This is a genomic window from Streptomyces tuirus (assembly GCF_014701095.1).
Lineage (GTDB): Bacteria > Actinomycetota > Actinomycetes > Streptomycetales > Streptomycetaceae > Streptomyces > Streptomyces tuirus.
Window position 1 is genome coordinate 6,657,477 of record NZ_AP023439.1, and the last position, 24,850, is coordinate 6,682,326.

Below are 24,850 nucleotides of genomic sequence, written 5' to 3' on the forward strand. Positions count from 1 at the left end.
GCGTGCGGCCCCTCGACGGAGTGTTTCGGCCTGTCCGGCAGGGCCCGCGAGGGCTGCCGCCGCGGAGGGCGGGCGCCTCACCGGAACCAGCCGAACCGCTCCGCGATCACCGGAAGCCGGTCCGCCGCGAGGGCGTGGGCGGCGGCGCGCGGCGTCACCTCGTCGGTCCGGGCGCGGTCCAGCATCCGCTCGACCAGCGCCCGCATCGAGCGGCGGGTGTACGCGAACGCCTCCTCGGCGTCCGCACCGATGTCCCCGAACAGCGTCCACCACCACCAGGCGTTCGTCCCCGAGTTGACCACGACGTCCGGCAGCACGGTCACCCCGCGCGCGGCGAGCAGCACCTCCGCCTCCGGGCGTACGGGCATGTTGGCCGCCTCGACGACCCAGCGGGCGGTGATCCGCTCCTGGTTCACCGTGTCGATCGCGTACGACACGGCCGCCGGCACCAGCACGTCCGCGTCGGCCGACAGCCAGGCCTCGCCCGGCAGTTCGCCGTCGCCGGGGCGCAGCGCCGAGCGGTCCACCGTGCCGTGCGCGTCCCGGGCGGCCAGCAGCGCCTCGACGTCGAGGCCCGCCGGGTTGGCGATCGTGCCCTTGAGGTCGGCGACGGCCACGACCGTGAGCCCCGCGCGCGTGAGAAAGCGCGCCGTGGCCCCGCCCATCGTGCCGAGGCCCTGGAGGGCGACCCGCGTCCCGGTGTACGGCACCCCGGCCCGGTCCAGGGCGGTCAGGGCCGCCTCCGCCACACCGCAGCCGCCGACCAGCTCGTCCAGACCGATGCCGTCGACCTCGACAGCGAACGCGTCCCGCAGCCGCCGCCGGGCCTCGGCCTCGTCGTCCAGCAGCGGATAGACGGCCTGGATCGAGGAGACCAGCCCCGCCTCGGCCGTGGCCCGGTCGACCAGGTCCTGGGTCAGCCCCAGGTCCTCACCCGTCGTCCAGCAGCTCTCTATGTACGGCCGCATCGCGCGCAGGTAGCGCACCAGCAGCGGGTACGCCTCCGGATCCCGGGGGTCGCAGTCGATGCCGCCCTTGGCGCCGCCCAGCGGGACGTAGCGGTTCGCCGGGTCGTAGTGCAGAGCTTCCTTCACCGTCATGCCGCGGGCGAGACCCGCGACCTCGTCCAGGGTGCAGCCCGCGCGCATGCGCAGACCGCCGCTGGACACTCCGCGCACCAGCCGGTCGACGACCAGGAAGCCCTGTCGGCCCGTGAGGTGATCGGTCCAGGTCAGGGACAGCAGGGGGGTGGCCATTCGGGCTCCTTCGCCGCCGGGATACTGAATCACCGGTCAGTATCTCCTCCGATGGGACCCCTGTGATCCGGTGTTGTCGGAGGGGCCGACCATAATGGAAAGCCTGACCGACTCCACCTGGAGGTACCGTGGCCGGTTTCCGTACCCTGAGCTCCGGGCTCCGCGCGCTCCGGCCAGGGGCGTTCGGCGCGGATCCGAGCGGTGAGCGCATGGCGCGCATCCGCAGATCGCCCCACTTCAAGGACGGGGTCTTCCAGAACCCCGGCGGCCCCGCGCGGACCCGGCCCTCGGGCTCGGCCCTGGACTTCGCGAAGGTCTTCTTCGACAAGGACACCCGGCCCCGCCGCGCTCCGAAGGGCACCGTCCCGGTGCACTCCACCACCCTCGCCGACATCGCCCGGCCCCCGGCCACCGGCCTGCGGCTGACCTGGATGGGGCACTCCAGCGTCCTCGCCGAGATCGACGGCCGGCGCGTCCTGTTCGACCCGGTGTGGGGCGAGCGCTGTTCCCCCTTCCCCTTCGCCGGGCCCAAGCGGCTGCACCCCGTGCCCTTGCCGCTCGCCGCGCTCGGCCCGGTCGACGTCGTGGTGATCTCGCACGACCACTACGACCATCTGGACATGCCCACCATCAAGGCGCTCGCGGGCACGGACACCCTGTTCGCGGTGCCCCTGGGCGTCGGCGCGCACCTGGAGCACTGGGGCGTCTCCGCCGGCCGGCTGCGCGAGCTGGACTGGCACGAGACGACGAAGATCGGCGGCCTCACCCTGACCGCCACCCCGGCCCGGCACTTCTGCGGCCGCGGGCTGCGCAACACCCAGCACACCCTGTGGGCCTCCTGGGTCGTCGCCGGGGACGAGCACCGGATCTACCACAGCGGTGACACCGGCTACTTCGACGGCTTCAAGGAGATCGGCGCCGAGCACGGGCCGTTCGACGCCACGATGATCCAGATCGGTGCTTACTCGGACTTCTGGCCCGACATCCACATGACCCCCGAGGAGGGCATGCGCGCCCACCTCGACCTCCAGGGCGGGCCGGAGCACGGTCCGATGCTGCCGATCCACTGGGCGACCTTCAATCTGGCGACCCACCCGTGGGCGGAGCCCGGCGAGGGGACGCTCGCCGCCGCCCGCGCGGTGGGCGCCGGTCTCGCCCTGCCCCGGCCGGGCGAGCCCTTCGAGCCCACGGCCGGGACAGTGCCGTCTCAGCCGTGGTGGCGTGGGGTGGCGCTCGCTCCGGCGGGCGGTCGCGCGGCCGGGGAGGCCCTCGCCGGAGCCGGTATCAAGACCGCGTCGGACGCGGCAGCCATGGCCCAGGCTGACACGGTGAGTGACGATGGTCGCGAGGCCGGCCAGGGCACCGAGGACCCCGAGACGCTCCCGGCGAGCTGACCCGGGGCGTACGGCAGACCGACGGCGAGGGCCGGGGAGCGAGAGGCTCCCCGGCCCTCGCCGTCGGTGCGTGACCGCTTCTGACCAGGTCGGATCGAGCTCCTTTCGTTCCTGGTCGGATGTGCCGAGGTGTTATCGGTCTGTCGTACGAGGCCTCATACCAGAGCGGGACGCTCACCGTATGAGTTTGTCAACTGCCCACCGCACATGATGCGCTGGCGACTACTGTCAGTGGCCGTCGGGAAGCAGGCGGATCAGGGAGCGGGGGCCGGCACGTGCAGGCGCAGGGCGGACGAGGGAGTCGACGCGACGGGGATCCCCGCTGCCCACGCGCCACCGACGCCGGCACGGGCGCGGCCGAGGACACGGGTGCCGGTGTCGACCGCGCGGGCACTGCGGTCGACCGCGCGGGCACTGCCCCGGGTGGCCCGGGAACCCCCGTCGGCGGCACGGGCGCGGCCCGGGTCGGTGCGGGAGCCGCAGGGGCCTCCGGCCCGGGGCGGCACACCGGCCCCCGTGGCGCCGGCGGTGGCGTCGGCGGTGGCGGAGTCGGCGGTGGCGTGCGGAAGCCGGGGGAGGCCGGGCGTACGGCCCGGGGAGCGCGCAAGCGACCGCGTGAACCCGGGCGGACCCCCGCGAGCTCCCCCGGCACCCCGGCCCGACGGACCAGCACGAGGACACCGATGTCTCACCTCCGCGCCCCGGCCACACGCGCAGACCGCCGTGAGGGCGGGCGGCACGGGCGGCCCGCCGTCCGCACCGCACCCGCGCTGCCCGAGACCCACATACGGCCCCAGCTCCTGCGTCTCGCGGTGCTGCCCCCCGTCGCCGTCGCCCTCAGCGGCTGCGCCGCCGTCCTGTTCACCGTCCGGTCCACCGGAACGCGGCCGGGCCTCACCCTGTGGGCCGTGCTCGGCGGTGCGGTCTTCGTGGCCCTCGTCGGCATCGTCGTCGCCGCGATCGCCGCCAACCGGGCCGCCCGGTCCGTGCACGACCGCATCGGCGTCCTGCGCCGCGGCACCGCACGGCGCGAGGCCGACCTGCGCACCCTCGTCGAGGCGCTGCGCCGCGGCGACGGCCCGCCGCAACTCGCCCCGCCGAGCCGTCACGCGGGTCCCGCCGAGGACGGTGACGACTTCGACCTCCTCGCCGCCGACCTGTCCCGCGCGCACGACGGCGCCGTCACCGCCGTCGTACAGGCCTCCCAGCTCTCCAGCCAGGCCGGCAGCGAGCAGAAGCTCGAGGTGTTCGTCAACCTCGCCCGGCGGCTGCAGTCCCTGGTGCACCGCGAGATCTCCATCCTCGACGAGCTGGAGAACGAGATGGAGGACCCCGAACTGCTCAAGGGGCTCTTCCACGTCGACCACCTCGCCACCCGCATCCGCCGCCACGCCGAGAACCTCGCCGTGCTCGGCGGCGCCGTCTCCCGCCGCCAGTGGAGCAACCCGGTCTCCATGACCGAGGTGCTGCGCTCGGCCATCGCCGAGGTCGAGCAGTACTCGCGGGTCAAGCTCGTGCCGCCGATCGACGGGCAGCTGCGCGGCCACGCCGTCGCGGACGTCATCCACCTGCTCGCCGAACTCGTCGAGAACGCCACGGTGTTCTCCGCCCCGCACACCCAGGTCCTGCTGCGCGCCAACCTCGTCACCTCCGGGCTCGCCGTCGAGGTCGAGGACCGCGGACTCGGCATGCCCTTGGAGGAGCAGACGCGGATGAACGCGCTGCTCGCCGACCCCGACCAGGTGAACGTCGCCCGGCTCCTCGCGGACGGCCGCATCGGCCTGTTCGTCGTCTCCCAGCTCGCCCGGCGGCACGGCATCACCGTCCGCCTCCAGACCAACATCTACGGCGGGGTGCAGGCGGTGCTCGTCGTACCGCAGGCGCTGCTGGGAGCGGAGGCGGGGGCGGGAACGCCCGGGGGAGCGGGGCAGCCCGCGGGAGGTGCCCCCCGTGCGGATCGTCCGGCGGTGCCGGGGCGGCAGGACGGGCAGAACGGGCGGGTTGCCGCGGGTGCGGGTGCGGGTGCGGGTGCCGGTGCCGGTGCCGGTGCTGGAGGCGTGTCCAGGGGGCTGTCCGTCGTCGACGGCGGTGCGGCCGGGGTCTCGTCCGTGCCGCTGCCCGCGTCCGGGGCAGGGCCGTCGATTCCGCTCACTGCGTCCCCCGCGTTCCCCGCGTCCACCGCGTCCCCCGCGCCCCGAGGGCACGAGCAGGGGTCCGAACCGGCCCAGGGCGGAAGCGCACCGGACGGCCGGCCCGCGCCCCTGCCCATGCGCGGGGCCCGCCGGGAGCGTCCCACCCCGGCCGAGGCACGGCCCGGTATCGGTCCCGACGACCGGCGGACGCTCGCCGAGAACGTCACCGAGCCGCCCACCCCCCGCAACGGCACCGTCCGCGGCACCATGGGCAAGCCCCAACTGCCCCGTCGACGCGCCCAGGAGCACATCGTGCCCCAGTTGCGCGACGGCCCGACGCCACGCCAGGACCCCGAGCATCTCGTGGGCCACGACCCCGGTCTGATGGCGGCCTTCCAGCGCGGCATCAGCCTCGCGGAGACCCAGCAGAGCATGGAGGCCGGCACCACAGAGTGGGGCGACACGTCGTCCGCCTACACGGAGTCCGCCCCCATGGCGTCCGCCCACACAGAGTCCGCCCCTATGGCGTCCGCCCACACGGAGTCCCTCCACACGGAGGCCGCCCACATGGACTCCTCCTACACGGAGGGCGCCCACATGGAGGTGGCCCACATGGACTCCTCCTACGCGGACTCCGCCCACACGGACCCGGCACCCACGGGCTCCACCCACAGGGACCCGACGCCCCTCCGCCCGGTCCACCTCGAGGCGCTCCCCACGGAGCTGTCCCCCTCGGACAGGCCGGCGCCCGGGTCCCGCTCCGACCACCGCACGACCACCACCCGGCAGGACGGGAGCGCACCCGCCGGATGACCACCCCCCCCTTCCCACCCCCACCCCCAGCGCTCCCGCAGACCTTCGTACCCCAAGGAGTCGATCCACCATGGCGAGCGATGCGCCGACCGCCCATGTATCCGACCTCGACTGGCTGATGAGCGGCCTCGTGCAGCGCGTACCGCACACGACCGCCGCGGTGCTGCTGTCCTGCGACGGGCTCGTGAAGTCCGTGCACGGTCTCGACCCGGACAGCGCCGACCACATGGCCGCCCTGGCCTCCGGCCTGTACTCCCTCGGCCGCAGCGCCGGTGTCCGCTTCGGTGACGGCGGCGACGTGCGGCAGGTCGTCGTCGAACTCGCCTCGACCCTGCTGTTCGTCACCACCGCCGGCTCCGGCACCTGCCTGGCCGTGCTGGCCGGCCGCGAGGCCGACGCGGCCGTGCTGGGCTACGAGATGGCGATGCTGGTCAAGAGCGTCCGCCCCTACCTGGTGACCGCTCCCCGGCAGTCCGTCGAATCCCCGGCGATGAGGCCTTGAGCGTGACGGCGGCCGGTGACGGGCCCTGGCTCGACGACGCGGCCGGGCGGCTGGTGCGGCCGTTCACGGTCAGCAACGGCCGCACCCGTCCGACCGTCGCGCTCGACCTCGTCTCGCAGGTGATGGCCACCGGGGCGACCCCCTTCGGCTATCTCGGCCCCGAGCACGCGCAGGCGCTCGAACGGTGCCGGGTGCCCGTCGCCGTCGCCGAGGTCGCCGCCCATCTCACGCTGCCGGTGGCCGTCACCAAAGTGCTGCTGGCGGACCTCGTCGACTGCGGGGCGTTGACCACCAAGCCCCCCGCGTTCCACCACAACCCGACGGACCGGGCCCTTCTGGAGGCAGTGCTCGATGGACTACGACGACAGCTCTGACTACACCGACGGGCCGCGCCACGGCGCCGACCCGTTCCCCACCGCACTGAAGATCCTGGTGGCGGGCGGGTTCGGCGTGGGCAAGACGACCTTCGTCGGCGCGGTCAGCGAGATCGCGCCGCTCAGCACGGAGGAACTGCTCACCACCGTCAGTGCCGCGACCGACAACCTCGACGGCATCGAGAACAAGGTCGAGACGACCGTGGCCATGGACTTCGGCCGCATCACCCTCGACCCGCAACACGTGCTGTACCTGTTCGGCACACCTGGCCAGGAGCGATTCTGGTTCATGTGGGACGAGTTGTGCGAGGGCGCGCTCGGCGCGGTCATCCTCGCCGACACCCGACGGCTGCAGGAGTGTTTCGCCGCCGTCGACTTCTTCGAACAGCGCGGCCTCGGCTTCATCATCGCCGTCAACGAGTTCGACGGCGCCTACCGCTACGACCCCGCGGAGGTGCGCGGTGCCCTCGACCTCTCCGACGACGTGCCCGTCGTGTGCTGTGACGCGCGGATCTCCAGCTCCGGGGTCCAGACCCTGCTGACCCTGGTGCGCCACCTCATCGCCCACACCCCGGCCCCCGCGACGGGGTACGGCGCCCACACATGACCCCCTCACACCCGCCATCGAGGCCCTATATGACGCGAGTCCACAACCCAGGAGCATGCCCATGACCTACGACCCGCCACGCCCGGCCGGTCGTCTGCTGCTCACACCCGAGGACAAGGAGGCCCCCGCCCGCACCCGCCGACTGCGCAGACTGGGCCTGGGGGAGCGCCCCGAACCCGCACTGGACTCCTTCGCGCACCGCCTCGCCGAGCTCACCGGTGCGCCGTACGCCATGGTCAACCTCCCCGACGAGCAGGGGCAGTTCTACGCCGGCCTGCACGTGCCGGCCGTGGCGCCGGTGGTGCGCAGCGACGGCACCAGCCCGCGCCTCAGCCGTGCCCTGCCCCGCGACCACGGCTTCTGCCCCCATGTAGTGGCGCGCCGCAAGGCCCTGGCGCTGGAGGACGTCGGCGACTATCCGCGGTTCGCGGGCAATCCGGTGGTCGACGAGTTCGGCATCCGCTCCTATCTGGGGGCGCCGCTCATCGACGGCACGGGCCTGGTGCTGGGCACCATCAGCGTCGCGGACGTCGAGCCGCGGCCGTGGGGGAAGCCGGGCCTGACGGCGATCAAGGAACACGCCGCGCAGCTCGTCGTGGAGCTGGAGAGCCGGGACGGCCTGCCGCCCTATTGAAGCCCGCAGCTCCCGCGGGCCTCCCGGGGCGTGAAGGAAAGCTGCGGCGGCGCTTAAGAAATCCTCGATGGACCGGCGCGCCCGCCGTACGGCAGATTTCAGTGCGATCCCACTCCTCTCCCGGCCCAGGGGTTCCTTCGGCGTACCCGGAGCCGGGACTCACCCCCAGGAGCCGTAGCGGTGAAGGCGCTGGTCAAGCAGAAGGCGGAACCCGGGCTGTGGCTCGCGGACGTCCCCGAGCCCGCCGTCGGGCCCGGCGACGTACTCATCAAGGTGCTGCGCACCGGGATCTGCGGCACCGACCTGCACATCCGGGCGTGGGACGGCTGGGCCCAGCAGGCGATCAGCACCCCGCTCGTGCTCGGACACGAGTTCGTCGGCGAGGTCGTCGGGACCGGGCGCGACGTCACCGACATCGGGGTCGGCGACCGGGTCAGCGGCGAGGGCCACCTGGTGTGCGGCAAGTGCCGCAACTGCCTGGCCGGGCGCCGGCATCTGTGCCGGGCGACCGTGGGGCTCGGGGTGGGCCGGGACGGGGCGTTCGCCGAGTACGTCGCCCTGCCCGCCGCCAACGTCTGGGTGCACCGGGTGCCTGTCGACCTCGACGTGGCAGCGATCTTCGACCCGTTCGGCAACGCCGTGCACACCGCTCTGTCCTTCCCGCTCGTCGGCGAGGACGTCCTGATCACCGGCGCGGGGCCCATCGGCCTGATGGCCGCAGCCGTGGCCAGGCATGCCGGCGCCCGCAACGTCGTGATCACCGACGTCAGCCCGGAGCGGCTGGAGCTGGCCCGCAAGATCGGTGTCAGCCTCGCGCTCGACGTCTCCGGCTCCACCATCGCCGACGGGCAGCGCACGCTCGGACTGCGCGAGGGCTTCGACATCGGCCTGGAGATGTCCGGCCGTCCCGAGGCCATGCGCGACATGATCGCCAACATGACGCACGGTGGCCGGATCGCGATGCTCGGCCTGCCCGCGCAGGAGTTCCCCGTCGACTGGGCCCGCGTCGTGACCTCGATGATCACCATCAAGGGCATCTACGGCCGCGAGATGTTCGAGACCTGGTACGCCATGTCGGTCCTGCTCGAAGCGGGCCTGGACCTCGCACCCGTCATCACCGGCCGCTACGGCCACCGCGACTACGAGGCGGCGTTCGAGGACGCGGCGAGCGGCCGCGGCGGCAAGGTCATCCTCGACTGGACCGCGTAACCCCCCTTCTCCGCGAGCACCTTAGGAGCTTCCCCCATGTTCGACTCCGTGCGCGACGACCTGCGTGCCACCCTCGACGAGATCCGCGCCGCCGGCCTGCACAAGCCCGAGCGCGTGATCGGCAGCCCGCAGTCCGCCACCGTGAACGTCACCGCGGGCGGCCGTCCCGGCGAGGTCCTGAACTTCTGCGCCAACAACTACCTCGGCCTCGCCGACCACCCGGAGGTCGTCGCCGCCGCCCACGAGGCCCTGGACCGCTGGGGCTACGGCATGGCCTCGGTCCGCTTCATCTGCGGCACCCAGGAGGTGCACAAGGAGCTGGAGGCGCGCCTGTCGGCCTTCCTGGGCCAGGAGGACACGATCCTCTACTCCTCGTGCTTCGACGCCAACGGCGGCGTCTTCGAGACGCTGCTCGGCCCGGAGGACGCGGTCATCTCCGACGCCCTCAACCACGCCTCCATCATCGACGGCATCCGCCTGTCCAAGGCCCGCCGCCTGCGCTACGCCAACCGAGACCTGGCCGAACTGGAGGCCCGGCTCAAGGAGGCCTCCGACGCGCGCCGCCGCCTGATCGTCACCGACGGCGTCTTCTCCATGGACGGCTACGTCGCCCCGCTGCGCGAGATCTGCGACCTCGCCGACCGCTACGACGCGATGGTCATGGTCGACGACTCCCACGCCGTGGGCTTCGTCGGCCCCGGCGGCCGCGGCACGCCCGAACTGCACGGCGTCATGGACCGCGTCGACATCATCACCGGCACCCTCGGCAAGGCCCTCGGCGGCGCCTCCGGCGGCTATGTCGCCGCCCGCGCCGAGATCGTCGCCCTGCTGCGCCAGCGCTCCCGGCCGTACCTGTTCTCCAACACCCTCGCCCCGGTCATCGCGGCGGCTTCCCTGAAGGTCCTCGATCTGCTGGAGGCGGCGGACGACCTGCGGGTCCGGCTGGCCGAGAACACGGCCCTGTTCCGCGGGCGGATGACCGAGGAGGGCTTCGACGTCCTCCCCGGCGACCACGCCATCGCCCCCGTGATGATCGGCGACGCGGCGGTCGCCGGGCGCATGGCGGAGCTGCTGCTGGAGCGCGGCGTCTACGTCATCGGCTTCTCCTACCCGGTGGTGCCGCAGGGCCAGGCCCGGATCCGCGTCCAGTTGTCCGCCGCGCACTCCACGGACGACGTCAACCGCGCGGTCGACGCCTTCGTGGCGGCGCGGGCCCAGCTGGAGGGCTGACCGCCGGCGCGGGGCGCATTTGAGACAATCGATCGCATGATCGAAGCGCGGCGGCTCCACATCCTCCGGGCGGTGGCCGACCACCGTACGGTGACCGCGGCTGCCGCCGCGCTGTATCTCACCCCGTCGGCCGTCTCCCAGCAGCTCGCCGCCCTGGAGCAGGAGACCGGCCACCGGCTCGTCGAGCGCGGCGCCAAGGGGGTGCGGCTCACCCCCGCCGGCGAGATCCTGCTCAACCACACCAACGCGGTCCTCGCCCAGCTGGAGCGGGCCGAGGCCGAGCTCGCCGCGTACAGCTCGGGAGCGGCCGGCACCGTCACGGTCGCCTCCTTCGCCACCGGCATCGCCCTGGTCGTCGCGCCCGCCGTGGCCGCTCTCGCCCGCTCGGCGCCCGGGATCCGCATCCGCGTCCAGGACGCCGAGGGCGACGCCAGCCTGCCGATGGTGCTGGACCGGCAGGTCGACGCCGCCGTCGCCGTCGAGTACCGCGGGGCCCCGCCCGCCGACGACCCGAGACTGGCCCACGTACCTCTGTACGCCGAGCCCTTCGACGCGGTCGTCCCGGTCACCCACCGCCTGGCCGATGCGGCCGAGGTGCCCCTCGCCGAGCTGGCCAAGGACCCGTGGATCGGCCCGTACCCGGGCAACCCCTGCCACGATGTGGTGATCCTGGCCTGCGAGAACGCCGGTTTCCAGCCCCGCATGGAGCACTCCTCGGACGACTTCCGCGCGGTCGTCGCCCTGGCCTCGGCCGACGCGGGCGTCGCCCTGGTGCCGCGCTCGGCGCTGCGCGGCATGGACCTCACCGGAGTGGTCGTACGCCCCGTCGACGGGACGCCCCCCACCCGCCGGGTCTTCGCCGCCGTTCGCAGGGGAGCCGAGGAACACCCCCTGATCCGCCCCGTGCTGGACGCACTCGGCGCGGCGGCCCGGCTGTGAGCGTTCCGTAACCCGCCTGTCTCATATGCGGGATAGCGTCCCGGATGTGAGAAGCGAAGAGACGGATCCCGTGGACGCCCGGCTGGGTGCACGCCTGGCCGAGCTGCGGGCCGAACGCGACTGGTCCCTGGGCGAGTTGGCCGATCGCAGCGGGGTGAGCCGGTCCACGCTGTCCCGGGCCGAGCGGGCGGAGATCAGCCCCACGGCTTCCCTCCTGAACCGCCTGTGCGCCGTCTACGGGCGCACCATGTCCCAGCTCCTCAGCGAGGTCGAGGCCGAACCGGAGACCGTCGTCCGCTCCACCGCCCAGCCCGTGTGGCAGGACCGCGCCTCCGGCTTCGTGCGCCGGTCCGTGTCACCGCCGCACTCCGCCCTGCGCGGTGAACTCGTCGAGGCCCGCCTCGCCCCCGGTGCCGACCTGACCTACGACCGTCCGCCCGTGGCCGGACTGGAGCAGCACATCTGGATCCTGGAAGGCGCCCTGGACGTGACCGCGCAGGACACCGAGCACCGTCTGGACACGGGTGACTGCCTGCGGATGCGGGTGTGGGGCCCGACCCGGTTCCGGTGCGCGGATCCCGGGGGCGTGCGCTATCTGCTGGCGGTGGTGCGGCCGTGAACCGACTGGACGAGGTGCAACTGCTGCACAGGGCATCGGAGTTGGCAGATCTGCTGACCGGCACCGTGAACGGGGGTGCCTCCGTCGGCTTCCTCGCCCCGCTCGGCCGGGCGGACGCCCTGGCCTGGTGGGAGGGCCGGGCCGCCGACGTCGCCGCGGGCCGGCTCGCCGTGTGGGTGGCGTGCGAGGGCGAGCGGGTGCTCGGCACCGTCAGCCTGGCCTTCCCTGACAAGCCCAACAGCCGCCACCGCGCCGAGCTCGTGAAACTGATGGTGCACCCGGACGCCCGTGGGCGCGGCCTCGGCCGCCGGCTCCTGGCCACGGCGGAGGCCGCGGCCGAGGCGGCCGGCATCACCCTCCTGCACCTGGACACCGAGACCGGCAGCCCCGCGGAACAGCTGTACCGGTCCAACGGCTGGACACCCGTCGGCGCGATCCCCGACTTCGCGGCCGACCCCGGCGGTGTGCTGCGGCCGACGACGATCTACTACAAGCACGTCCCGGAAACCGCTCCCACCAGGTGATTGTCGGTGGGAGCCGATACGGTGCCTGCCATGCCGGATGCCGAAGACGTACGACGGATCGCCCTGTCCCTGCCGGACACGACGGAGAAGATCGCCTGGAGCATGCCCACCTTCCGGGTCGCGGGAAAGATGTTCGCCACGCTGCCGGAGGACGAGACCTCCATCGCCGTGCGCTGCCCCAAGGAGGAGCGCGACGAACTGGTGCTCGCCGAACCGGGGAAGTTCTGGATTGCCGACCACGAGTCCCAGTTCGCCTGGGTGCGGGCCCGGCTCGACGCCATCGAGGACGAGGGCGAGCTGCGGGACATCCTCGCCGACTCCTGGCGCCAGGCGGCCCCGGCCCCGCTCCTTCAGGCCCATCCCCGGCTCGGCCTGCCCGCGGAGTGACGCCCTCCTGACCTCAGCCGCGGACCGCCGCCCCGAGGAATCCCGAGATGGGCTCGCCCGCCAGGCAGGGCTCGACGAGGACGACGTCGGTCCCGGCCGCCCTCGTCGCCCGCGGCATGGTGCCTGAGATCCGGCTTGACCTGCTCAAAGGCCGGCTCCGCGAGGCAGCTTGCGAAGGTGTGCACGACGGGCCGCAGCCCGGTCAGCGCCAGCCCGGCGGCCGCTCCGATCAGGAGTTGCTCCCGGATGCCGGCGTCGACGACCTGCCCGGGATGGCGGCGGGCGGCCCCGGCCAAGCCGTCATACGGTCAAGCGGCTCCCGCCCGGAAACGGATGCGCGATCACGGGTGCGAGTGCGGTATTGTTTCCCTGCGCGTTCGGCCGGGGGAACTCCCAGGTCAGACGGGCAGCGGGACGTGGCGCAGCTTGGTAGCGCACTTGACTGGGGGTCAAGGGGTCGCAGGTTCAAATCCTGTCGTCCCGACTGTGAGGCAGTCACTCAGAGGCCGTATCGGATTCCACGGATACGGCCTCTTGATCATTTCTGCGGACGGGGAGTGCCGGCCTGCGGTCGCTGGTGGCGATTCTTGTCGCCATCTCGGCGAGCTGCCTGCACGCCTGCGCGATCTCCCGCTCGGTCTGGGCGCGTTCCCCGACGGCCGCCCCGAGCAGAAGCGCGGTGAGCGAGGCGGAAGCGTTGAACGCCTGCAGGGTGATCATGTTGGTGAACAGGTCGTGGCCGGCGAACGGGCCGGATTTCTGCCCGGCCGCGACGATCGCGAAGATCGACACCGCGAGGGCGCAGGGCGCGGCCCCGGGCAGCCCGAAGCGGAAGCCGGCCCAGATCAGCAGCGGGAAGCCGAGGAACAGCAGCGGTGTCTCGCTGGTCTCGACGAAACCCACGCAGACCGTGGCCGCCACCAGCAGGATCCCCTCCGCCCACCGGGCCGGTGAGACGCCCCGCGGCCAGTGGGCCGAGCGCAGCAGGAGCAGCACCGGGGTGAACGCCAGGACGCCCATCGCGTCACCGGTCCACCAGACCGACCAGGTCGACGCGAAGTCGCCGGCGTCCAGCACCCCGGTCAGGGCCAGCGTCCCGCTGCCGACCGTGGCGCTGATCAGCATCCCGGTGAAGGCCCCGAGGAAGATCAGGGCCAGCGCGTCCCGCAGCCGGTCCAGTTCGTTGTGGAACCCGGCACGGCGGAGCAGGACGTACGAACAGACCGGCGCGAGCGTGTTGCCCGCGGCGATCGCGAGAACGGCCGGCAGCGACGGCCCCAGCGTGATGTTGACCAGGAACGCGCCGAGCGCGATTCCGGGCCATACCCGCGGTCCGAGCAGGAGCAGGCTCGCCAGCGCGATACCGCTCGGCGGCCACAGCGGCGTGACCTGGTTCCGCACCAGCTGCTGGAGCAGCCCCAGCTCGGCCGCGCCGTAGTACAGCCCGGCGACGGCGCAGATCTCCAGGGCGACCCGGACGTCGCGCCGGGGCCGTGCCAGCCGCGCGACCGTCATCGGGGCCTCCGCATCGACATCCCCCCGACCATCATCCGCTGGATTCCCCGGATCCTCCACAAGGCCGCTGAGCTGGGTGTTCGGCTTTCACCGAGGCCCGGCGCCCGGGCATCAGGCCGCCGGGGTCCGCAGGGCGAGGAGGGCCATGTCGTCGTGGCCGTCGCTGGGATGGTCGTCGGCCAGAGCGCATACGAAGTCCCGCATGGGCAGGGCGGCGTGGACCGCGGCCAGCTCGGCCAGCTGGCCCAGGCTCCGGTCGATGGGGTGGGCGGGGTGCTCGATCAGACCGTCGGTGAAGAAGACCAGGGTGGTGCCGGGGAGCAGGAAGCGGGAGTGGTCGGGGCGCGGTTCGTCGGGGTCGACCCCGAGCGGCAGACCGGGCTCGGCGGTCAGGACCTCGACCCGGCGCTCCGGAGTGATCAGCAGGGGCGGGACATGCCCGGCGGTGCTCCAGCGCAGCCGCCAGCCGGGTCCCTCCGGCTCGATCCGGGCCAGTGCGGTGGTCGTGACGGGGTTGGGCGTGACCGCCTGGAGCGTGTGGTCGAGCCGGGCCAGGACCCCGCCCGGTGAACTCTCCCGGTCGAAGAGCAGGGCGCGCAGCATGTTGCGCGTGGAGGCCATGGCCGCCGCGGCGTGCAGATCATGTCCGACGACGTCACCGATGACGACCGCCACGACGTCGTCGGGCAGGGGGATCGCGTCGTACCAGTCCCCGCCGAGCCTGCTGGGCTCGGCGGCCGGCCGGTAGACGGCCGCGGCGGCGAACGGCCGCAGGTCGGGCAGCGTCGGCAGCAGCAGCCGCTGGAACTGCTCGGCACCCACGCGCACCTGCTCGAACAGACGGACGTTCTCGATCGCGATGCCGGCGGCGCTGGCCAGGGCCATCACGACGTTCTCGTCATGGACGTCGAAGGGCTGCCCGTCGCGCCGCTCGGAGAGATACAGATCGCCGTAGATCTCGCCCCGGACGGCGATGGCGACGCCGAGCAGGGTCCGCAGGTGCGGGTGGCCGGGCGGAAAGCCGACGGAGGCGGCGTGGGCCGGGATGTCGCCGATCCGCAGCGGCTCGGGATGGCTGATCAGATGACCGAGGACGCCCCGGCCGGTCGGCAGACCGGTCTCGGCCAGGTCGGCGCGTTCCCGCCCGGAGAGGCCGGCGGTGATGAACTCCTCCAGGTGCTCACCGGTGTCGTTGAGCACGCCGAGGGCGCCGTAACGGGCGCCGACCAGGTCCATGGCCGTGGTCACGATGCGGTGCAGTACGGCGGGGAGCTCCACCTCGCGGCTGATGGCCACCACGGCGTCCAGCAGGCCCTGCATCCGGTCCATCGCGTCCAGCAGGGCGCGCAGCTGCTCGTCGATCCGGCTCAGCTCCGTGCGCAGGCGCACATGCAGGTCGGGCAGGTGCGGCTGCCCCGGAAACGGGTTCTGCTCCGCGGCCATCACGAGCACCTCCTGGCCGGAGGGCGGTCACGTGAAAGCTTAGGCCTCAGATCGCGCAGCCCGCATGCGCCAGCGCCTGCTTCAGCAGCACTCCGTGCCCGCCCGGCATCTCGCTCTGCATCGCCTCCGAGACGGCGTCCTGAGGGCTGAACCACACCAGGTCGAGCGCGTCCTGCCGGGGCCGGCAGTCGCCCGACACCGGCACGATGTAGGCCAGGGACACCGCGTGCTGGCGCGGGTCGTGGTAGGGCGTGATGCCCTGCGTCGGGAAGTACTCCGCGACCGTGAACGGCTGGAGCGACGCCGGGACGCGGGGCAGCGCGACCGGGCCGAGGTCCTTCTCCAGATGGCGCAGGAGGGCGTCGCGGACGCGCTCGTGGTGCAGCACACGGCCGGAGACCAGCGTCCGGCTGACCGTGCCGTCGGGGCCGATACGCAGCAGCAGGCCGACGCTGGTCACCTCGCCGCTGTCGTCGACGCGGACCGGGACGGCCTCGACGTAGAGGATCGGCATGCGGGCACGTGTCATCTCCAGCTCGTCGGAGGACAGCCAGCCGGGCGTGGTTTCGGTCATGTCAGACATTGCTTGATCATACTTTCAGCCGTTCGGACGTCCTGGGTAGCCGCTTGAGGAGAACTGTGACCGGCCACACGCCTGTTCAATCGTCCTGCGGCCCGTGATCCGGTAGCCGGTAGACCCGCAGGGCGTTGTCCCGCCCGGTCCACCGCGCGATCCGCAGCGCGTCCGGCAGGGACAGCTCGTCGGCGTCCACGCGCTCCTGGAGCAGTTCCGCGAGCCCGTGCCGGAAGGCGAGCGCCCCGAGGTGGTAGAACTCGGCCACACCGTAGGCGTCGGAGCTGTACAGCAGTTTGCGGAACGGTGTGATCTCCAGGGCCTCCGCGAGGACCGCGTCGGCCCGGGCGGGACCGACGTGGTGGAGGGTGAGTCCGACGTCGAGGTACACCTGCTCGAAGACCGCGGCGAGGTAGGCCGCCTGTCGCTGGTAGGGCCAGCAGTGCAGGAGCAGGACGGGGATCGTCCCGGCGGTGAGGTGCAGCCAGTCCGTGAGATGGGTGGGGTCGACGCGGTGCAGCCGGATGTCGTTGTCACCGAACCCGGTGTGCAGCTGGAGCGGCAGACCGAGGTCGACGGCGGTCCACAGCAGGTGCCGTACGAGGACCGAGTCGTCGAGCCGTCCGCCCTTGGTGAGCCAGCGCCGGGCCGCTTCGGTGACCTCCGCCTTCGCGGGGCGGGCCGGGTCCAGGTCGAAGCCGGTGCGGTAGGCCGCCACCGACTTCACGCCCACCACCCCGGGCCGGCGCACGGCCTCCAGCGCGGCCGCGTGGAAGAGGTCCGCGTAGGCGTCCGGTTCGACCCCTGCGGCCTGCACCGACTCCGCGACGCCCTCCAGCCGTACGACCTCGTACGAGGTCCCGCCCGCGGCCTCGGCGATCTCCCGCGGCGTGGTGAGGGGGTGGGGCGCGTAGCCGGTGTCGACGCAGAAGACGTCCGTACCGGCGGCGCGCAGGAAGCGGCACTGCACCTCGCGCGGGCCGAGTTCCGAGCGGCGGGCGAGGTACTCCCCGGCGGGCGCGTGCCGGGGCAGGCCGAGCAGGGGAGCGCAGTGACGGCGCACGGCCACGCCCACCGGGCTGTCGAAGGGCGAGATCCCCGGCCACGCCTCACCCTCGGTGAGGAGGGACTCGAAGGCGTCCCGGCCGAGGTCGGCCGCGACGGTGCCGTGGCAGTGGTGGTCGACCAGCCGCAGGGAGTCGAGAGCCTCACGGACCGCGCTCACGTCAGTACACCCAGCGGTACGCCGCCGCCACCTGGTCGTCGTCCAGCCCGGCGACGGACGCCTGCTCGCCGCGCCGGACGGCGATGACGGCATCGGCCAGGACCGGGCCGAGGGCCGTCCGTAGGGTCTCGTCCTCGCGGAAGGCCCCGACGGCCCGCTCCAGGGAGTCCGGCAGCCGGCGCACGCCCCGGGCCGCCGCCTCCGCCTCGTCCAGGTGGGCCGGATCGCCGGTGGTCTCGTCGGGCAGGGCGGCGGACGACGTGAGGCCGTCGAGACCGGCGGCGATCAGGGAGCCGATCGCGAGGTAGGGGTTGGCGGCCAGGTCGACGGGCTTGATCTCCAGGTTGGCCGCCCGGTCGCGCAGCCCCGCGGTGCCGGTGACGACCCGCAGCGCGGTCTCCCGGGTCTCGCGGCCCCAGGCCGTGAACACCCCGGCCCACTGGGAGGGCCTCAGCCGCAGATGGCTGGCGGGGCTCGGGGCGGTGACGGCCGTGAGGGCGGGAAGGTGGGCGAGGATGCCGGCCGTGAAGGACTCCGCCTGGGCCGTCATGCCGTAGCGGCCCGCGCCCCCGGCGTGCAGGTTCGCCCCGTCGCGCCAGGCGGACAGGTGGACGTGCCCGCCGTTGCCGACGCCCCGGCCCACGACGGCCGGGGCGAACGAGACCCGCAGTCCGTGCCGCTGAGCCACCGCCCGGACAGTCTGCCGGACCAGCACACTGCGGTCGGCCGCCGCCACCGGATCGACGGCACCCACAGAGATCTCGAACTGCCCGGCCGCGTACTCGGGATGGACCTGCTCGACGTCGACGCCCTGGGCCGCGCACGCCGCCAGCAGGTCGGCGGTGTAGTCCCCGAGCTCGACCTGACGGGTCGCCCCGTACGCCGGTCCGGTCGTCGCGGGGACGAACGCGTCACCGGGCGCGTCGCCCCGGGCCACGGTCCACTCGATCTCGATGGCGGCCTTGAAGGCGAGGCCGTGCCGCGCGGCCGCCTCGGTGACGATCCGCCGCAGGAACGTGCGGGTGCAGCAGGGATGGCGCTCCCCGTCCTGCGTGACGCGGTCCACCGGCGCCCACGCCCAGCCGGGTTGCCCGGCCAGGGCGACGAGCCGGTCGAGGTCCGGGTAGAGGCGCAGATCGCCGTCGGGGGAGCCGAGGACGTCGGTGGTGACGATGGAGTCGTTCGCCAGGAACGTGTCGAACACCGGTGACATGCCGACGCCCCAGGCGGCCGCGGAGGCGAGCCGGGCCGTCGGGACGGTCTTCACCCGGCCGATGCCCGCGGTGTCGACGTAGGCCAGCACGATGCCGTGCACACCCCGCCCGGCGAGTTCGCCGCTCAGCGCGGTGGCCCGCTCGACGTCGCCGGGGCGTCCGCCGGGCACGGGATCGGCCAGGGTGGTCATGCGTCCTCCGCGGTTGTGCGTCGGGTGCGACGGCGGCGGCGCCGTCAGGGCTTCACGGCCACCGCGCCGTACTGCGGTACCAGCACCGCCGATCCGGGTTCGGCGCGCCACTGCCCGCACGACACCATGCCCGGTTCGAGTACCTCGAGGCCCTCGAAGAACGCGGCGATGTCGGCGCCGCTGCGGGCCGTGATCGGGGGAGTGGCGTTCTCGTTCCAGAACTTCATGGCCGGGATCTGGCCCGCGCCGCCGAGCTCGTCGTCGAAGGTCGGGTGCGTGAGGACCAGGAAGCTGCCGGACGGTGCCGCGGCCATCACCCGGCGCACGATCTCCCGGGCCTTGTCGACGTCCAGGACGAAGTTGAGGATGCCCAGCATCATCACGGCGACGGGCTGTGTGAAGTCGAGGGTCTGCCCGGCCCGTTCGAGGATGGCGTCCGGGTCGTGCACATCCGCGTCGATGTAGGCGGTGACGCCGTCGTGGGTGCCGGTGAGCAGGGTGCGGGCGTGCACCAGCACGATCGGGTCGTTGTCGACGTAGACGATGCGCGAGTCGGGCGCGATCCGCTGGGCGATCTCATGGGTGTTGTCCGCCGTCGGCAGTCCCGTGCCGATGTCGAGGAACTGCCGCACCCCGCGCTCACCGGCGAGGAACGACACGGCCCGGCCGAGGAAGTCCCGGTCCGCGCGGGCGATGTCCCGGATGATCGGGAACATGCCGGCGACGTGCTCGCCGACCTGCTGGTCGACCTCGTAGTTGTCCTTGCCGCCGATCCAGTAGTTCCACACGCGCGCGTTGTGCGCCACACCGGTGTTCAGCCTCGCCGACCCTCCCGAAGGGGTGTGGCCATCACTCACGACTCGTCCTCTCCTCGCACGCGCGACCGAGGCCGGTCGCCGCCGCCATTGTGCCGCTCCGGTGATCACGCTGTCCCGGGAACCGGCGGAGCGGGTACGGCGGTTGAGGCTGGAAAGGGGCTTTCCCGTCGCAGGGGGCTTCCCGTGGTGAGGGGCTTCCCGTCGTGCCGGGGCGAGCGGGGGCGGCCTAGGTGGTGGGGCTCGCTGCGGGCGACTTCCCGGCCAGGACGTCCTTCAGCCGCTGGGTGCCCTGTTGCGCCGCCTGCTTCATGGAGTCGTCCTCGCCCCCGTCGAGCCCGCCCGCCGTGACGGTGATCGCGTCGTCGCCGACCCGTACGGCGCCGACGTCGAGGGTCAGCGTGGCGTCGTTGCCGTCGACCGAGCCCTGCACCGTCACGCGCAGGCCCTGCCGGGCGTCGCCCACCTTGGGCACCGAGGTCTCGATGACCTGGACGGTGCGCTTCTCCTTGCCGTCGGTCACCGTGAACTGGTCGCACTTCTCCGGCAGCGTCGCCATCCAGTTCAGGGAGTCCTGCGGATCGGTCCGGTCGTAGGAGGCGACCTGGTACAGCAGGCGGGAGTCGCCCTGCTCGAAGCCGCGCAGCGCGGACGCGCCCGACGGCCGGCCCAGCAGATCGTCGTCGTACAGGGAGTCGATGAGCCGCTGGCAGTCGGACGCCTGGGCCTTGCCGGACACGAAGTCGGACACGTCGACCGTGCCGATGAGCAGGCTGTCGTGCCAGTTCTCGGCCTCCGTGTCCTTGACCTGCGTCCAGTCGTCCTCGATGTCCGCCTCGGTGATCAGCGCGGTGCGGGCACCCTCCGTGGAGAGGGTCGCGGTGGGGGAGGGGGTCTGCCGTGCTTCGGCGACCTGGGACGCGGTGACGCCGGAGACGCGCGAACCCTCCGTGCCGCCGTCGTCCGAGCAGGCGGCGGTGGAGAGCAGCGTGCCTGCCGCCAGGGTGGAGGAGAGGACGCGGACGAGCCGGGCCGGACGACGGGTCATCGGGAGTGCCTCCTGAGAGCGTGGCGCGCGTGCCCTCAGCGCACCACCGGCGCCGACAGCCCACCACCGGCGGCGGACCGTTCGGGTGAGCGATTCCCCAGAACGCCGACTCCTGGCGTCAGGCCTTCCACGCGCTGTTCAATGAGACTGCACAAGCGTGACGCTGTCCGAGCAGAGGAGCCGCCCGTGTCATCCGCCGTCGTGCCGCCCGTCGGCGCGCGCATCCGGCAGGCGCGCCTGGAGCGCGGTACGAGCCTGCGCGCGCTCGCCCGGGAGGTCGGTGTGTCGGCGAGTCTGGTGTCGCAGATCGAGACCGGCAAGAGCCAGCCGTCCGTCAGCACGCTGTACGCGATCACCACGGCGCTGGGGATCTCCGTGGAGTCCCTCTTCGACGCCGGGGAGACCGTCCGGGAGACGGTTCCGGAGACCGCCTCGAAGGCCGTCCGCGAGGCTGCCGTGCCGCACGCCCTAGCCGCCTTCGCCGCCCGTCCGGGGCGGCGGATCGGCCCCCTGGTCGGCTCGGGCGGACGCGAGACCCTGGAGCTGGACTCGGGAGTCGTGTGGGAGCGACTCGGGCGGGTGCCGGGCGCGGAGGCCGACTTCCTGCTGGTGACGTACCGGCCCGGCGGCTCGTCCTCCGGCTCGGGCGGGCTGATGCGGCACGCGGGCACCGAGTACGGCTATCTGACCTCCGGCGAGCTGGTCCTCACCCTCGGGTTCGAGGAGTACACGCTGCGGGCGGGTGACTCCGTCTGCTTCGAGTCGACGACCCCCCACCGTTACCGCAACGATGGAGAGGTACCGGCTGTGGGCGTCTGGTTCGTGTCCGGCGATGTTCAGTGACACTTGACACCCATTGCACACGGGCGTTCACTCCGAAGTGGGGGTGGTCGCCATGGCGATCCGCACATATGGACCCAACGCCGTCGACTGGGAAGAGCGCATCGACCTGGACCGGCTGCGCGGGCAGCGGCTGGCCCGGTTGCACGAGTCCCTGAACCGCTCCGGGCTCGGCGCGGTGCTCAGCTTCGACTTCGCCAACATCCGCTATATGACGGCCACCCACATCGGCACCTGGGCGATGGACAAGCTGATCCGCTTCGCCCTGCTGGTGCGCGACGGCGAACCGGTCGTCTGGGACTTCGGCTCCGCCGCCCGCCATCACCAGCTGTACAACCCGTGGCTCGACTACAGCGACGGCAAGGGCGGCCCGCCCACCGGCGCCCGGGCCGGCATCTCCACCCTGCGCGGCGCCTTCCACCCGGACGCCGGGATCGCCGAGGACGTGGCCGCCAAGATCGCCTCCGAGCTGCGCGACCACGGGCTCGCGGGCGAACCCCTCGGCGTCGACGTCGCCGAGATGCCGGTGCTCGCCGCGCTGCGCGCCGAGGGCATCGACGTCGTCGACGGGCAGCAGGTCTTCCTGGAGGCCCGCCGCATCAAGACCGGCGACGAGATCGCCCTGCTCACCCAGGCGTGCGCCATGGTCGACGCGGCCTACGAGGAGCTGTACGGCTACCTGCGTCCGGGCGTGCGCGAGAACGAGTGCGTCGGCGTCGTCAGCAAGGTGCTGTACGACCTCGGCAGCGAGTACGTCGAGGGCGTCAACGCCATCTCGGGCGAGCGCTGTTCACCGCATCCGCACGTCTACAGCGACCGGTTGATCCGCCCCGGCGACCCGGCGTTCTTCGACATCCTGCACAGCCACCTCGGCTACCGCACCTGCTACTACCGCACGTTCGCCGTGGGCAGTGCCTCACGGGCGCAGCGGGACGCGTACGTGCGCTGCCGGGAGTACATGGACGAGGCGATCGCGCTGGTCCGGCCGGGCGCCACCACCGCCGACATCGTGCGGGTCTGGCCGCGCGCCGAGGAGTTCGGCTTCGCCGACGAGACCGCCGCCTTCGCCCTCCAGTACGGCCACGGCGTCGGCCTGTCGATCTGGGAGAAGCCGATCTTCAGCCGGCTGGTCTCCCTGGACCACCCCGAAGTCCTGAAAGAGGGCATGGTGTTCGCCCTGGAGACGTACTGGCCGGCCGCCGACGGCTGGTCCGCCGCCCGGATCGAGGAGGAACTCGTCGTCACCGCCGACGGCTGCGAGGTCATCACCAAGTTCCCCGCCGAGGAACTGCTGGTGGCCGGGCGCAAGTACTGGACGGTGGGCGGCGAACTGAACACCTGCCGTGAGGCGCAGTCCCACCTCAACACCGGGGACCGCTGATGGACGCCGGCGCGCTCCTCGACCGGTACGAGCGGATGGCCGTGATCCGCCGTACGGAGAAGGCCGCCCACGACCTGTTCCTCCAGGGCCTGGTGAAGGGCACCACCCACCTCGCCGCCGGGCAGGAGGCGATCGCCGTGGGGGCGAGCGCGGCCCTGCGCCCGGACGACTATGTGTTCGCCACCTATAGGGGCCACCACCATGCCCTCGCCCGGGGCGCCACCCCCGAGGAGTGCCTCGCCGAGCTGATGAGCCGGGCGACCGGGCTGTGCGGGGCCAAGGGCGGCTCCATGCACCTGACCAAGGCGGCCACCGGCATGCTCGGTTCGTACGCCATCGTCGGCGCGCACCTTCCGATGGCGGTGGGTGCGGCCTGGTCGGCCCGGCTGCGCGGCACCGAGCAGCTCGCGGTCGCCTTCTTCGGCGACGGCGCGACCAACATCGGCGCCTTCCACGAGTCGCTCAACCTGGCCGCCGTGTGGAGGCTGCCGGTGCTGTTCGTGTGCGAGAACAACCTGTACATGGAGTACACGCCGATCGCCGACGTCACGGCCGTGCCCCGTCCCGCCGCCGACCGGGCCCCCGCCCACGGCATCCCGGGCGAGGTCGTCGACGGCAACGACGTCGTGGCGGTCGAGGAGGCGGTGGGGCGGCTCGCGCGACGGGCCCGGGCCGGAGACGGGCCCGCCGTGCTGGAGGCGGAGACCTACCGCCACTTCGGGCACAGCCGCGCCGACCCGGCGGCCTACCGCCCGGCCGAGGAGGTCGAACGCTGGCTGAAGCACGACCCGCTGGACCTCGCGCGGGGACGCCTCGCCGAGCTCGGGGTCGGCGCGGAGACGGTCGCCGAGGCCGACGAGCGGGCCCGGGCCGTGGTGGAACGGGCCGTGGCGGCGGCGAAGGCCGCGCCGCCGCCCGATCCGCGCGAGGCACTGACCGACGTGTGGGCCGACGGAGGTGCCGCATGGCGGACCTGATCACCTACCGGGACGCGGTCGCCGAGGGCATCGCCCGCGAGATGCGGCGGGACGCGTCGGTGGTGTGTCTCGGGGAGGACATCGCCGAGGCCGGCGGGGTGTTCAAGACGACCACGGGGCTGCTGAAGGAGTTCGGACCCGAGCGGGTGTGGGACACGCCCATCTCCGAACAGGCCATCGCGGGCGCGGCGATGGGCGCCGCCATGACCGGGATGCGGCCCGTCGCGGAGATCATGTTCTCCGACTTCCTGGCCTGCTGCTGGGACTACCTCGCCAACGAGATCCCCAAGGTCCGCTACATGACCGGCGGCCAGGTGACCGTGCCCCTCGTCGTGCGCACCGCCAACGGCGGCGGACTCGGCTTCGGCGCCCAGCACTCCCAGGCCACCGAGAACTGGGCCCTGACCGTCCCCGGGCTGAAGATCGCGGCGCCGGCCACACCCGCCGACGTCATCGGCATGCTGGCCGCGGCGATCCGCAGCGACGACCCGGTGGTCTTCTTCGAACACAAGGCCCTGTTGGCGACCAAGGGCCCACCGCCGCCGCCCGGTCACGTCGTCGAGCTGGGCCGGGCCGCCGTCGTCCGCGAGGGCGGCGACATCACGCTCGTCGCGCTCGCCTCGACGGTCCCCCTGGCACTGAAGGCCGCCGACATCCTGGCAGGGGAGGGCATCGAGGCCGAAGTCGTCGATCTGCGCTGCCTGGTCCCGCTGGACGCCGCGACCGTCCTCGCCTCGCTGCGCAAGACCTCCCGGCTCGTCACCGTGGAGGAGAACCCGTACCAGGGCGGCTGGGGCGCCACCGTCGTCTCGATCGTCGCCGACGAGGGGTTCGGCCTGCTGGACGCGCCCGTGCGGCGGGTGGCGGGGGAGTGCGTCCCGCTGCCGTTCGCCGACGCACTGGAGCAGCAGGTCGTCCCGACCGTCGACAAGGTCGTCACGGAGGTCCGCGGGCTCGCCGCGTACTGAGCCGCACATCCGCCACCGAACACCCCATGGGAGGAAGCG

Annotated in this window: 24 protein-coding genes, 1 tRNA gene and 1 pseudogene; 17 read left to right on the forward strand and 9 right to left on the reverse strand. The window is 72.9% G+C overall.

Annotated features, from left to right (window positions below):
* Window positions 1–77 precede the first annotated feature (77 nt).
* A complete protein-coding gene (locus IGS69_RS30240) occupies window positions 78–1,256 on the reverse strand; it encodes a glutamate dehydrogenase (RefSeq protein WP_190903636.1) in 1,179 nt (392 codons plus the stop codon).
* 128 nt (window positions 1,257–1,384) lie between these two features.
* On the opposite strand from IGS69_RS30240, the gene IGS69_RS30245 reads away from it, so the two are divergent.
* The 12 genes from IGS69_RS30245 (at window position 1,385) to IGS69_RS30300 (ending at window position 12,620) form a co-directional block, all read left to right on the forward strand.
* Window positions 1,385–2,650 (forward strand): MBL fold metallo-hydrolase, encoded by a 1,266-nt coding sequence (locus IGS69_RS30245; protein ID WP_190903637.1) that lies wholly within the window; start codon window positions 1,385–1,387, stop codon window positions 2,648–2,650.
* Between the two features lie 683 nt (window positions 2,651–3,333).
* Window positions 3,334–5,595 carry a sensor histidine kinase gene (locus tag IGS69_RS30250; RefSeq protein ID WP_190903638.1) on the forward strand — a complete coding sequence of 754 codons (2,262 nt, stop codon included), beginning with the start codon at window positions 3,334–3,336 and terminating at the stop codon, window positions 5,593–5,595.
* 70 nt (window positions 5,596–5,665) lie between these two features.
* A complete protein-coding gene (locus IGS69_RS30255) occupies window positions 5,666–6,097 on the forward strand; it encodes a roadblock/LC7 domain-containing protein (protein ID WP_030840841.1) in 432 nt (143 codons plus the stop codon).
* A gap of 2 nt (window positions 6,098–6,099) precedes the next feature.
* The gene (locus IGS69_RS30260; RefSeq protein ID WP_190904707.1) at window positions 6,100–6,471 is read left to right on the forward strand and encodes a DUF742 domain-containing protein; all 372 of its coding nucleotides are present in this window, start codon (window positions 6,100–6,102) and stop codon (window positions 6,469–6,471) included.
* Window positions 6,449–7,078, forward strand: a complete 630-nt coding sequence (locus tag IGS69_RS30265; RefSeq protein WP_190903639.1) for a GTP-binding protein — start codon at window positions 6,449–6,451, stop codon at window positions 7,076–7,078. The genes IGS69_RS30260 and IGS69_RS30265 overlap by 23 nt, the downstream gene beginning before the upstream one ends.
* Window positions 7,079–7,139: 61 nt before the next feature.
* Window positions 7,140–7,712 (forward strand): GAF domain-containing protein, encoded by a 573-nt coding sequence (locus IGS69_RS30270; protein ID WP_190903640.1) that lies wholly within the window; start codon window positions 7,140–7,142, stop codon window positions 7,710–7,712.
* 180 nt (window positions 7,713–7,892) lie between these two features.
* A complete protein-coding gene (gene tdh, locus IGS69_RS30275) occupies window positions 7,893–8,921 on the forward strand; it encodes an L-threonine 3-dehydrogenase (protein WP_190903641.1) in 1,029 nt (342 codons plus the stop codon).
* 36 nt (window positions 8,922–8,957) lie between these two features.
* On the forward strand, window positions 8,958–10,151 hold the full coding sequence (locus tag IGS69_RS30280; RefSeq protein WP_190903642.1) for a glycine C-acetyltransferase: 1,194 nt from the start codon (window positions 8,958–8,960) through the stop codon (window positions 10,149–10,151).
* Between the two features lie 36 nt (window positions 10,152–10,187).
* Window positions 10,188–11,090 carry a LysR family transcriptional regulator gene (locus tag IGS69_RS30285; RefSeq protein WP_190903643.1) on the forward strand — a complete coding sequence of 301 codons (903 nt, stop codon included), beginning with the start codon at window positions 10,188–10,190 and terminating at the stop codon, window positions 11,088–11,090.
* Between the two features lie 25 nt (window positions 11,091–11,115).
* Window positions 11,116–11,709 (forward strand): helix-turn-helix domain-containing protein, encoded by a 594-nt coding sequence (locus IGS69_RS30290; RefSeq protein ID WP_385864653.1) that lies wholly within the window; start codon window positions 11,116–11,118, stop codon window positions 11,707–11,709.
* A complete protein-coding gene (locus IGS69_RS30295; protein ID WP_190903645.1) occupies window positions 11,706–12,233 on the forward strand; it encodes a GNAT family N-acetyltransferase in 528 nt (175 codons plus the stop codon). Before IGS69_RS30290 ends, IGS69_RS30295 begins: the two co-directional genes overlap by 4 nt.
* A 30-nt stretch (window positions 12,234–12,263) precedes the next feature.
* A complete protein-coding gene (locus tag IGS69_RS30300; protein WP_190903646.1) occupies window positions 12,264–12,620 on the forward strand; it encodes an MmcQ/YjbR family DNA-binding protein in 357 nt (118 codons plus the stop codon).
* Window positions 12,621–12,727: 107 nt separating this feature from the next.
* Here IGS69_RS30300 and IGS69_RS34845 read toward each other — a convergent pair.
* Window positions 12,728–12,922: pseudogene (locus IGS69_RS34845) on the reverse strand (transketolase); the annotation flags it as partial.
* Between the two features lie 108 nt (window positions 12,923–13,030).
* On the opposite strand from IGS69_RS34845, the gene IGS69_RS30310 reads away from it, so the two are divergent.
* Window positions 13,031–13,104: transfer RNA gene (locus tag IGS69_RS30310), tRNA-Pro, on the forward strand.
* A gap of 11 nt (window positions 13,105–13,115) precedes the next feature.
* Here IGS69_RS30310 and IGS69_RS30315 read toward each other — a convergent pair.
* The 7 genes from IGS69_RS30315 to IGS69_RS30345 all read right to left on the reverse strand — a co-directional run bounded on the left by IGS69_RS30315 (window position 13,116) and on the right by IGS69_RS30345 (window position 20,645).
* Window positions 13,116–14,135, reverse strand: a complete 1,020-nt coding sequence (locus IGS69_RS30315) for an MASE1 domain-containing protein (RefSeq protein ID WP_190903648.1) — start codon at window positions 14,133–14,135, stop codon at window positions 13,116–13,118.
* A 111-nt stretch (window positions 14,136–14,246) separates the two neighbouring features.
* Window positions 14,247–15,578, reverse strand: coding sequence for a GAF domain-containing SpoIIE family protein phosphatase (locus IGS69_RS30320; protein ID WP_190903649.1), 1,332 nt, complete (start codon window positions 15,576–15,578; stop codon window positions 14,247–14,249).
* 46 nt (window positions 15,579–15,624) lie between these two features.
* Window positions 15,625–16,161, reverse strand: a complete 537-nt coding sequence (locus IGS69_RS30325; protein ID WP_190903650.1) for an NUDIX hydrolase family protein — start codon at window positions 16,159–16,161, stop codon at window positions 15,625–15,627.
* A 76-nt stretch (window positions 16,162–16,237) separates the two neighbouring features.
* On the reverse strand, window positions 16,238–17,377 hold the full coding sequence (locus IGS69_RS30330) for an amidohydrolase family protein (protein WP_232543682.1): 1,140 nt from the start codon (window positions 17,375–17,377) through the stop codon (window positions 16,238–16,240).
* Between the two features lies 1 nt (window position 17,378).
* Entirely contained in the window at window positions 17,379–18,782 is a 1,404-nt protein-coding gene (locus IGS69_RS30335; RefSeq protein ID WP_190903652.1) for a type I glutamate--ammonia ligase, read from the reverse strand.
* 44 nt (window positions 18,783–18,826) lie between these two features.
* Window positions 18,827–19,639, reverse strand: a complete 813-nt coding sequence (locus IGS69_RS30340) for an SAM-dependent methyltransferase (protein ID WP_190903653.1) — start codon at window positions 19,637–19,639, stop codon at window positions 18,827–18,829.
* A gap of 187 nt (window positions 19,640–19,826) precedes the next feature.
* Window positions 19,827–20,645: a hypothetical protein gene (locus tag IGS69_RS30345; RefSeq protein WP_190903654.1), complete on the reverse strand. Its 819-nt coding sequence runs from the start codon at window positions 20,643–20,645 to the stop codon at window positions 19,827–19,829.
* 186 nt (window positions 20,646–20,831) lie between these two features.
* Here IGS69_RS30345 and IGS69_RS30350 point away from each other — a divergent pair, with 186 nt between their 5' ends.
* The 4 genes from IGS69_RS30350 to IGS69_RS30365 are packed head-to-tail and all read left to right on the forward strand — an operon-like array spanning window position 20,832 to window position 24,811.
* A complete protein-coding gene (locus IGS69_RS30350) occupies window positions 20,832–21,488 on the forward strand; it encodes a helix-turn-helix domain-containing protein (RefSeq protein WP_190903655.1) in 657 nt (218 codons plus the stop codon).
* A gap of 52 nt (window positions 21,489–21,540) precedes the next feature.
* Window positions 21,541–22,866, forward strand: a complete 1,326-nt coding sequence (locus IGS69_RS30355) for a M24 family metallopeptidase (protein ID WP_190903656.1) — start codon at window positions 21,541–21,543, stop codon at window positions 22,864–22,866.
* Entirely contained in the window at window positions 22,866–23,843 is a 978-nt protein-coding gene (locus IGS69_RS30360) for a thiamine pyrophosphate-dependent dehydrogenase E1 component subunit alpha (RefSeq protein ID WP_190903657.1), read from the forward strand. Before IGS69_RS30355 ends, IGS69_RS30360 begins: the two co-directional genes overlap by 1 nt.
* On the forward strand, window positions 23,831–24,811 hold the full coding sequence (locus IGS69_RS30365) for an alpha-ketoacid dehydrogenase subunit beta (protein ID WP_190903658.1): 981 nt from the start codon (window positions 23,831–23,833) through the stop codon (window positions 24,809–24,811). Before IGS69_RS30360 ends, IGS69_RS30365 begins: the two co-directional genes overlap by 13 nt.
* The last annotated feature ends 39 nt before the right edge of the window (window positions 24,812–24,850 follow it).

Coding starts and splice junctions, on each gene's coding strand:
- IGS69_RS30255 (WP_030840841.1), top strand. CDS start 5,666: ATGGCGAGCGATGCGCCGACCGCCCATGTATCCGACCTCGACTGGCTG.
- IGS69_RS30355 (WP_190903656.1), top strand. CDS start 21,541: ATGGCGATCCGCACATATGGACCCAACGCCGTCGACTGGGAAGAGCGC.
- IGS69_RS30315 (WP_190903648.1), bottom strand. CDS start 14,135: ATGACGGTCGCGCGGCTGGCACGGCCCCGGCGCGACGTCCGGGTCGCC.
- IGS69_RS30285 (WP_190903643.1), top strand. CDS start 10,188: ATGATCGAAGCGCGGCGGCTCCACATCCTCCGGGCGGTGGCCGACCAC.
- IGS69_RS30280 (WP_190903642.1), top strand. CDS start 8,958: ATGTTCGACTCCGTGCGCGACGACCTGCGTGCCACCCTCGACGAGATC.
- IGS69_RS30335 (WP_190903652.1), bottom strand. CDS start 18,782: ATGACCACCCTGGCCGATCCCGTGCCCGGCGGACGCCCCGGCGACGTC.
- IGS69_RS30300 (WP_190903646.1), top strand. CDS start 12,264: ATGCCGGATGCCGAAGACGTACGACGGATCGCCCTGTCCCTGCCGGAC.
- IGS69_RS30325 (WP_190903650.1), bottom strand. CDS start 16,161: ATGTCTGACATGACCGAAACCACGCCCGGCTGGCTGTCCTCCGACGAG.
- IGS69_RS30345 (WP_190903654.1), bottom strand. CDS start 20,645: ATGACCCGTCGTCCGGCCCGGCTCGTCCGCGTCCTCTCCTCCACCCTG.
- IGS69_RS30360 (WP_190903657.1), top strand. CDS start 22,866: ATGGACGCCGGCGCGCTCCTCGACCGGTACGAGCGGATGGCCGTGATC.
- IGS69_RS30240 (WP_190903636.1), bottom strand. CDS start 1,256: ATGGCCACCCCCCTGCTGTCCCTGACCTGGACCGATCACCTCACGGGC.
- IGS69_RS30365 (WP_190903658.1), top strand. CDS start 23,831: ATGGCGGACCTGATCACCTACCGGGACGCGGTCGCCGAGGGCATCGCC.
- IGS69_RS30270 (WP_190903640.1), top strand. CDS start 7,140: ATGACCTACGACCCGCCACGCCCGGCCGGTCGTCTGCTGCTCACACCC.
- IGS69_RS30250 (WP_190903638.1), top strand. CDS start 3,334: ATGTCTCACCTCCGCGCCCCGGCCACACGCGCAGACCGCCGTGAGGGC.
- IGS69_RS30320 (WP_190903649.1), bottom strand. CDS start 15,578: ATGGCCGCGGAGCAGAACCCGTTTCCGGGGCAGCCGCACCTGCCCGAC.
- IGS69_RS30265 (WP_190903639.1), top strand. CDS start 6,449: ATGGACTACGACGACAGCTCTGACTACACCGACGGGCCGCGCCACGGC.
- IGS69_RS30290 (WP_385864653.1), top strand. CDS start 11,116: ATGCGGGATAGCGTCCCGGATGTGAGAAGCGAAGAGACGGATCCCGTG.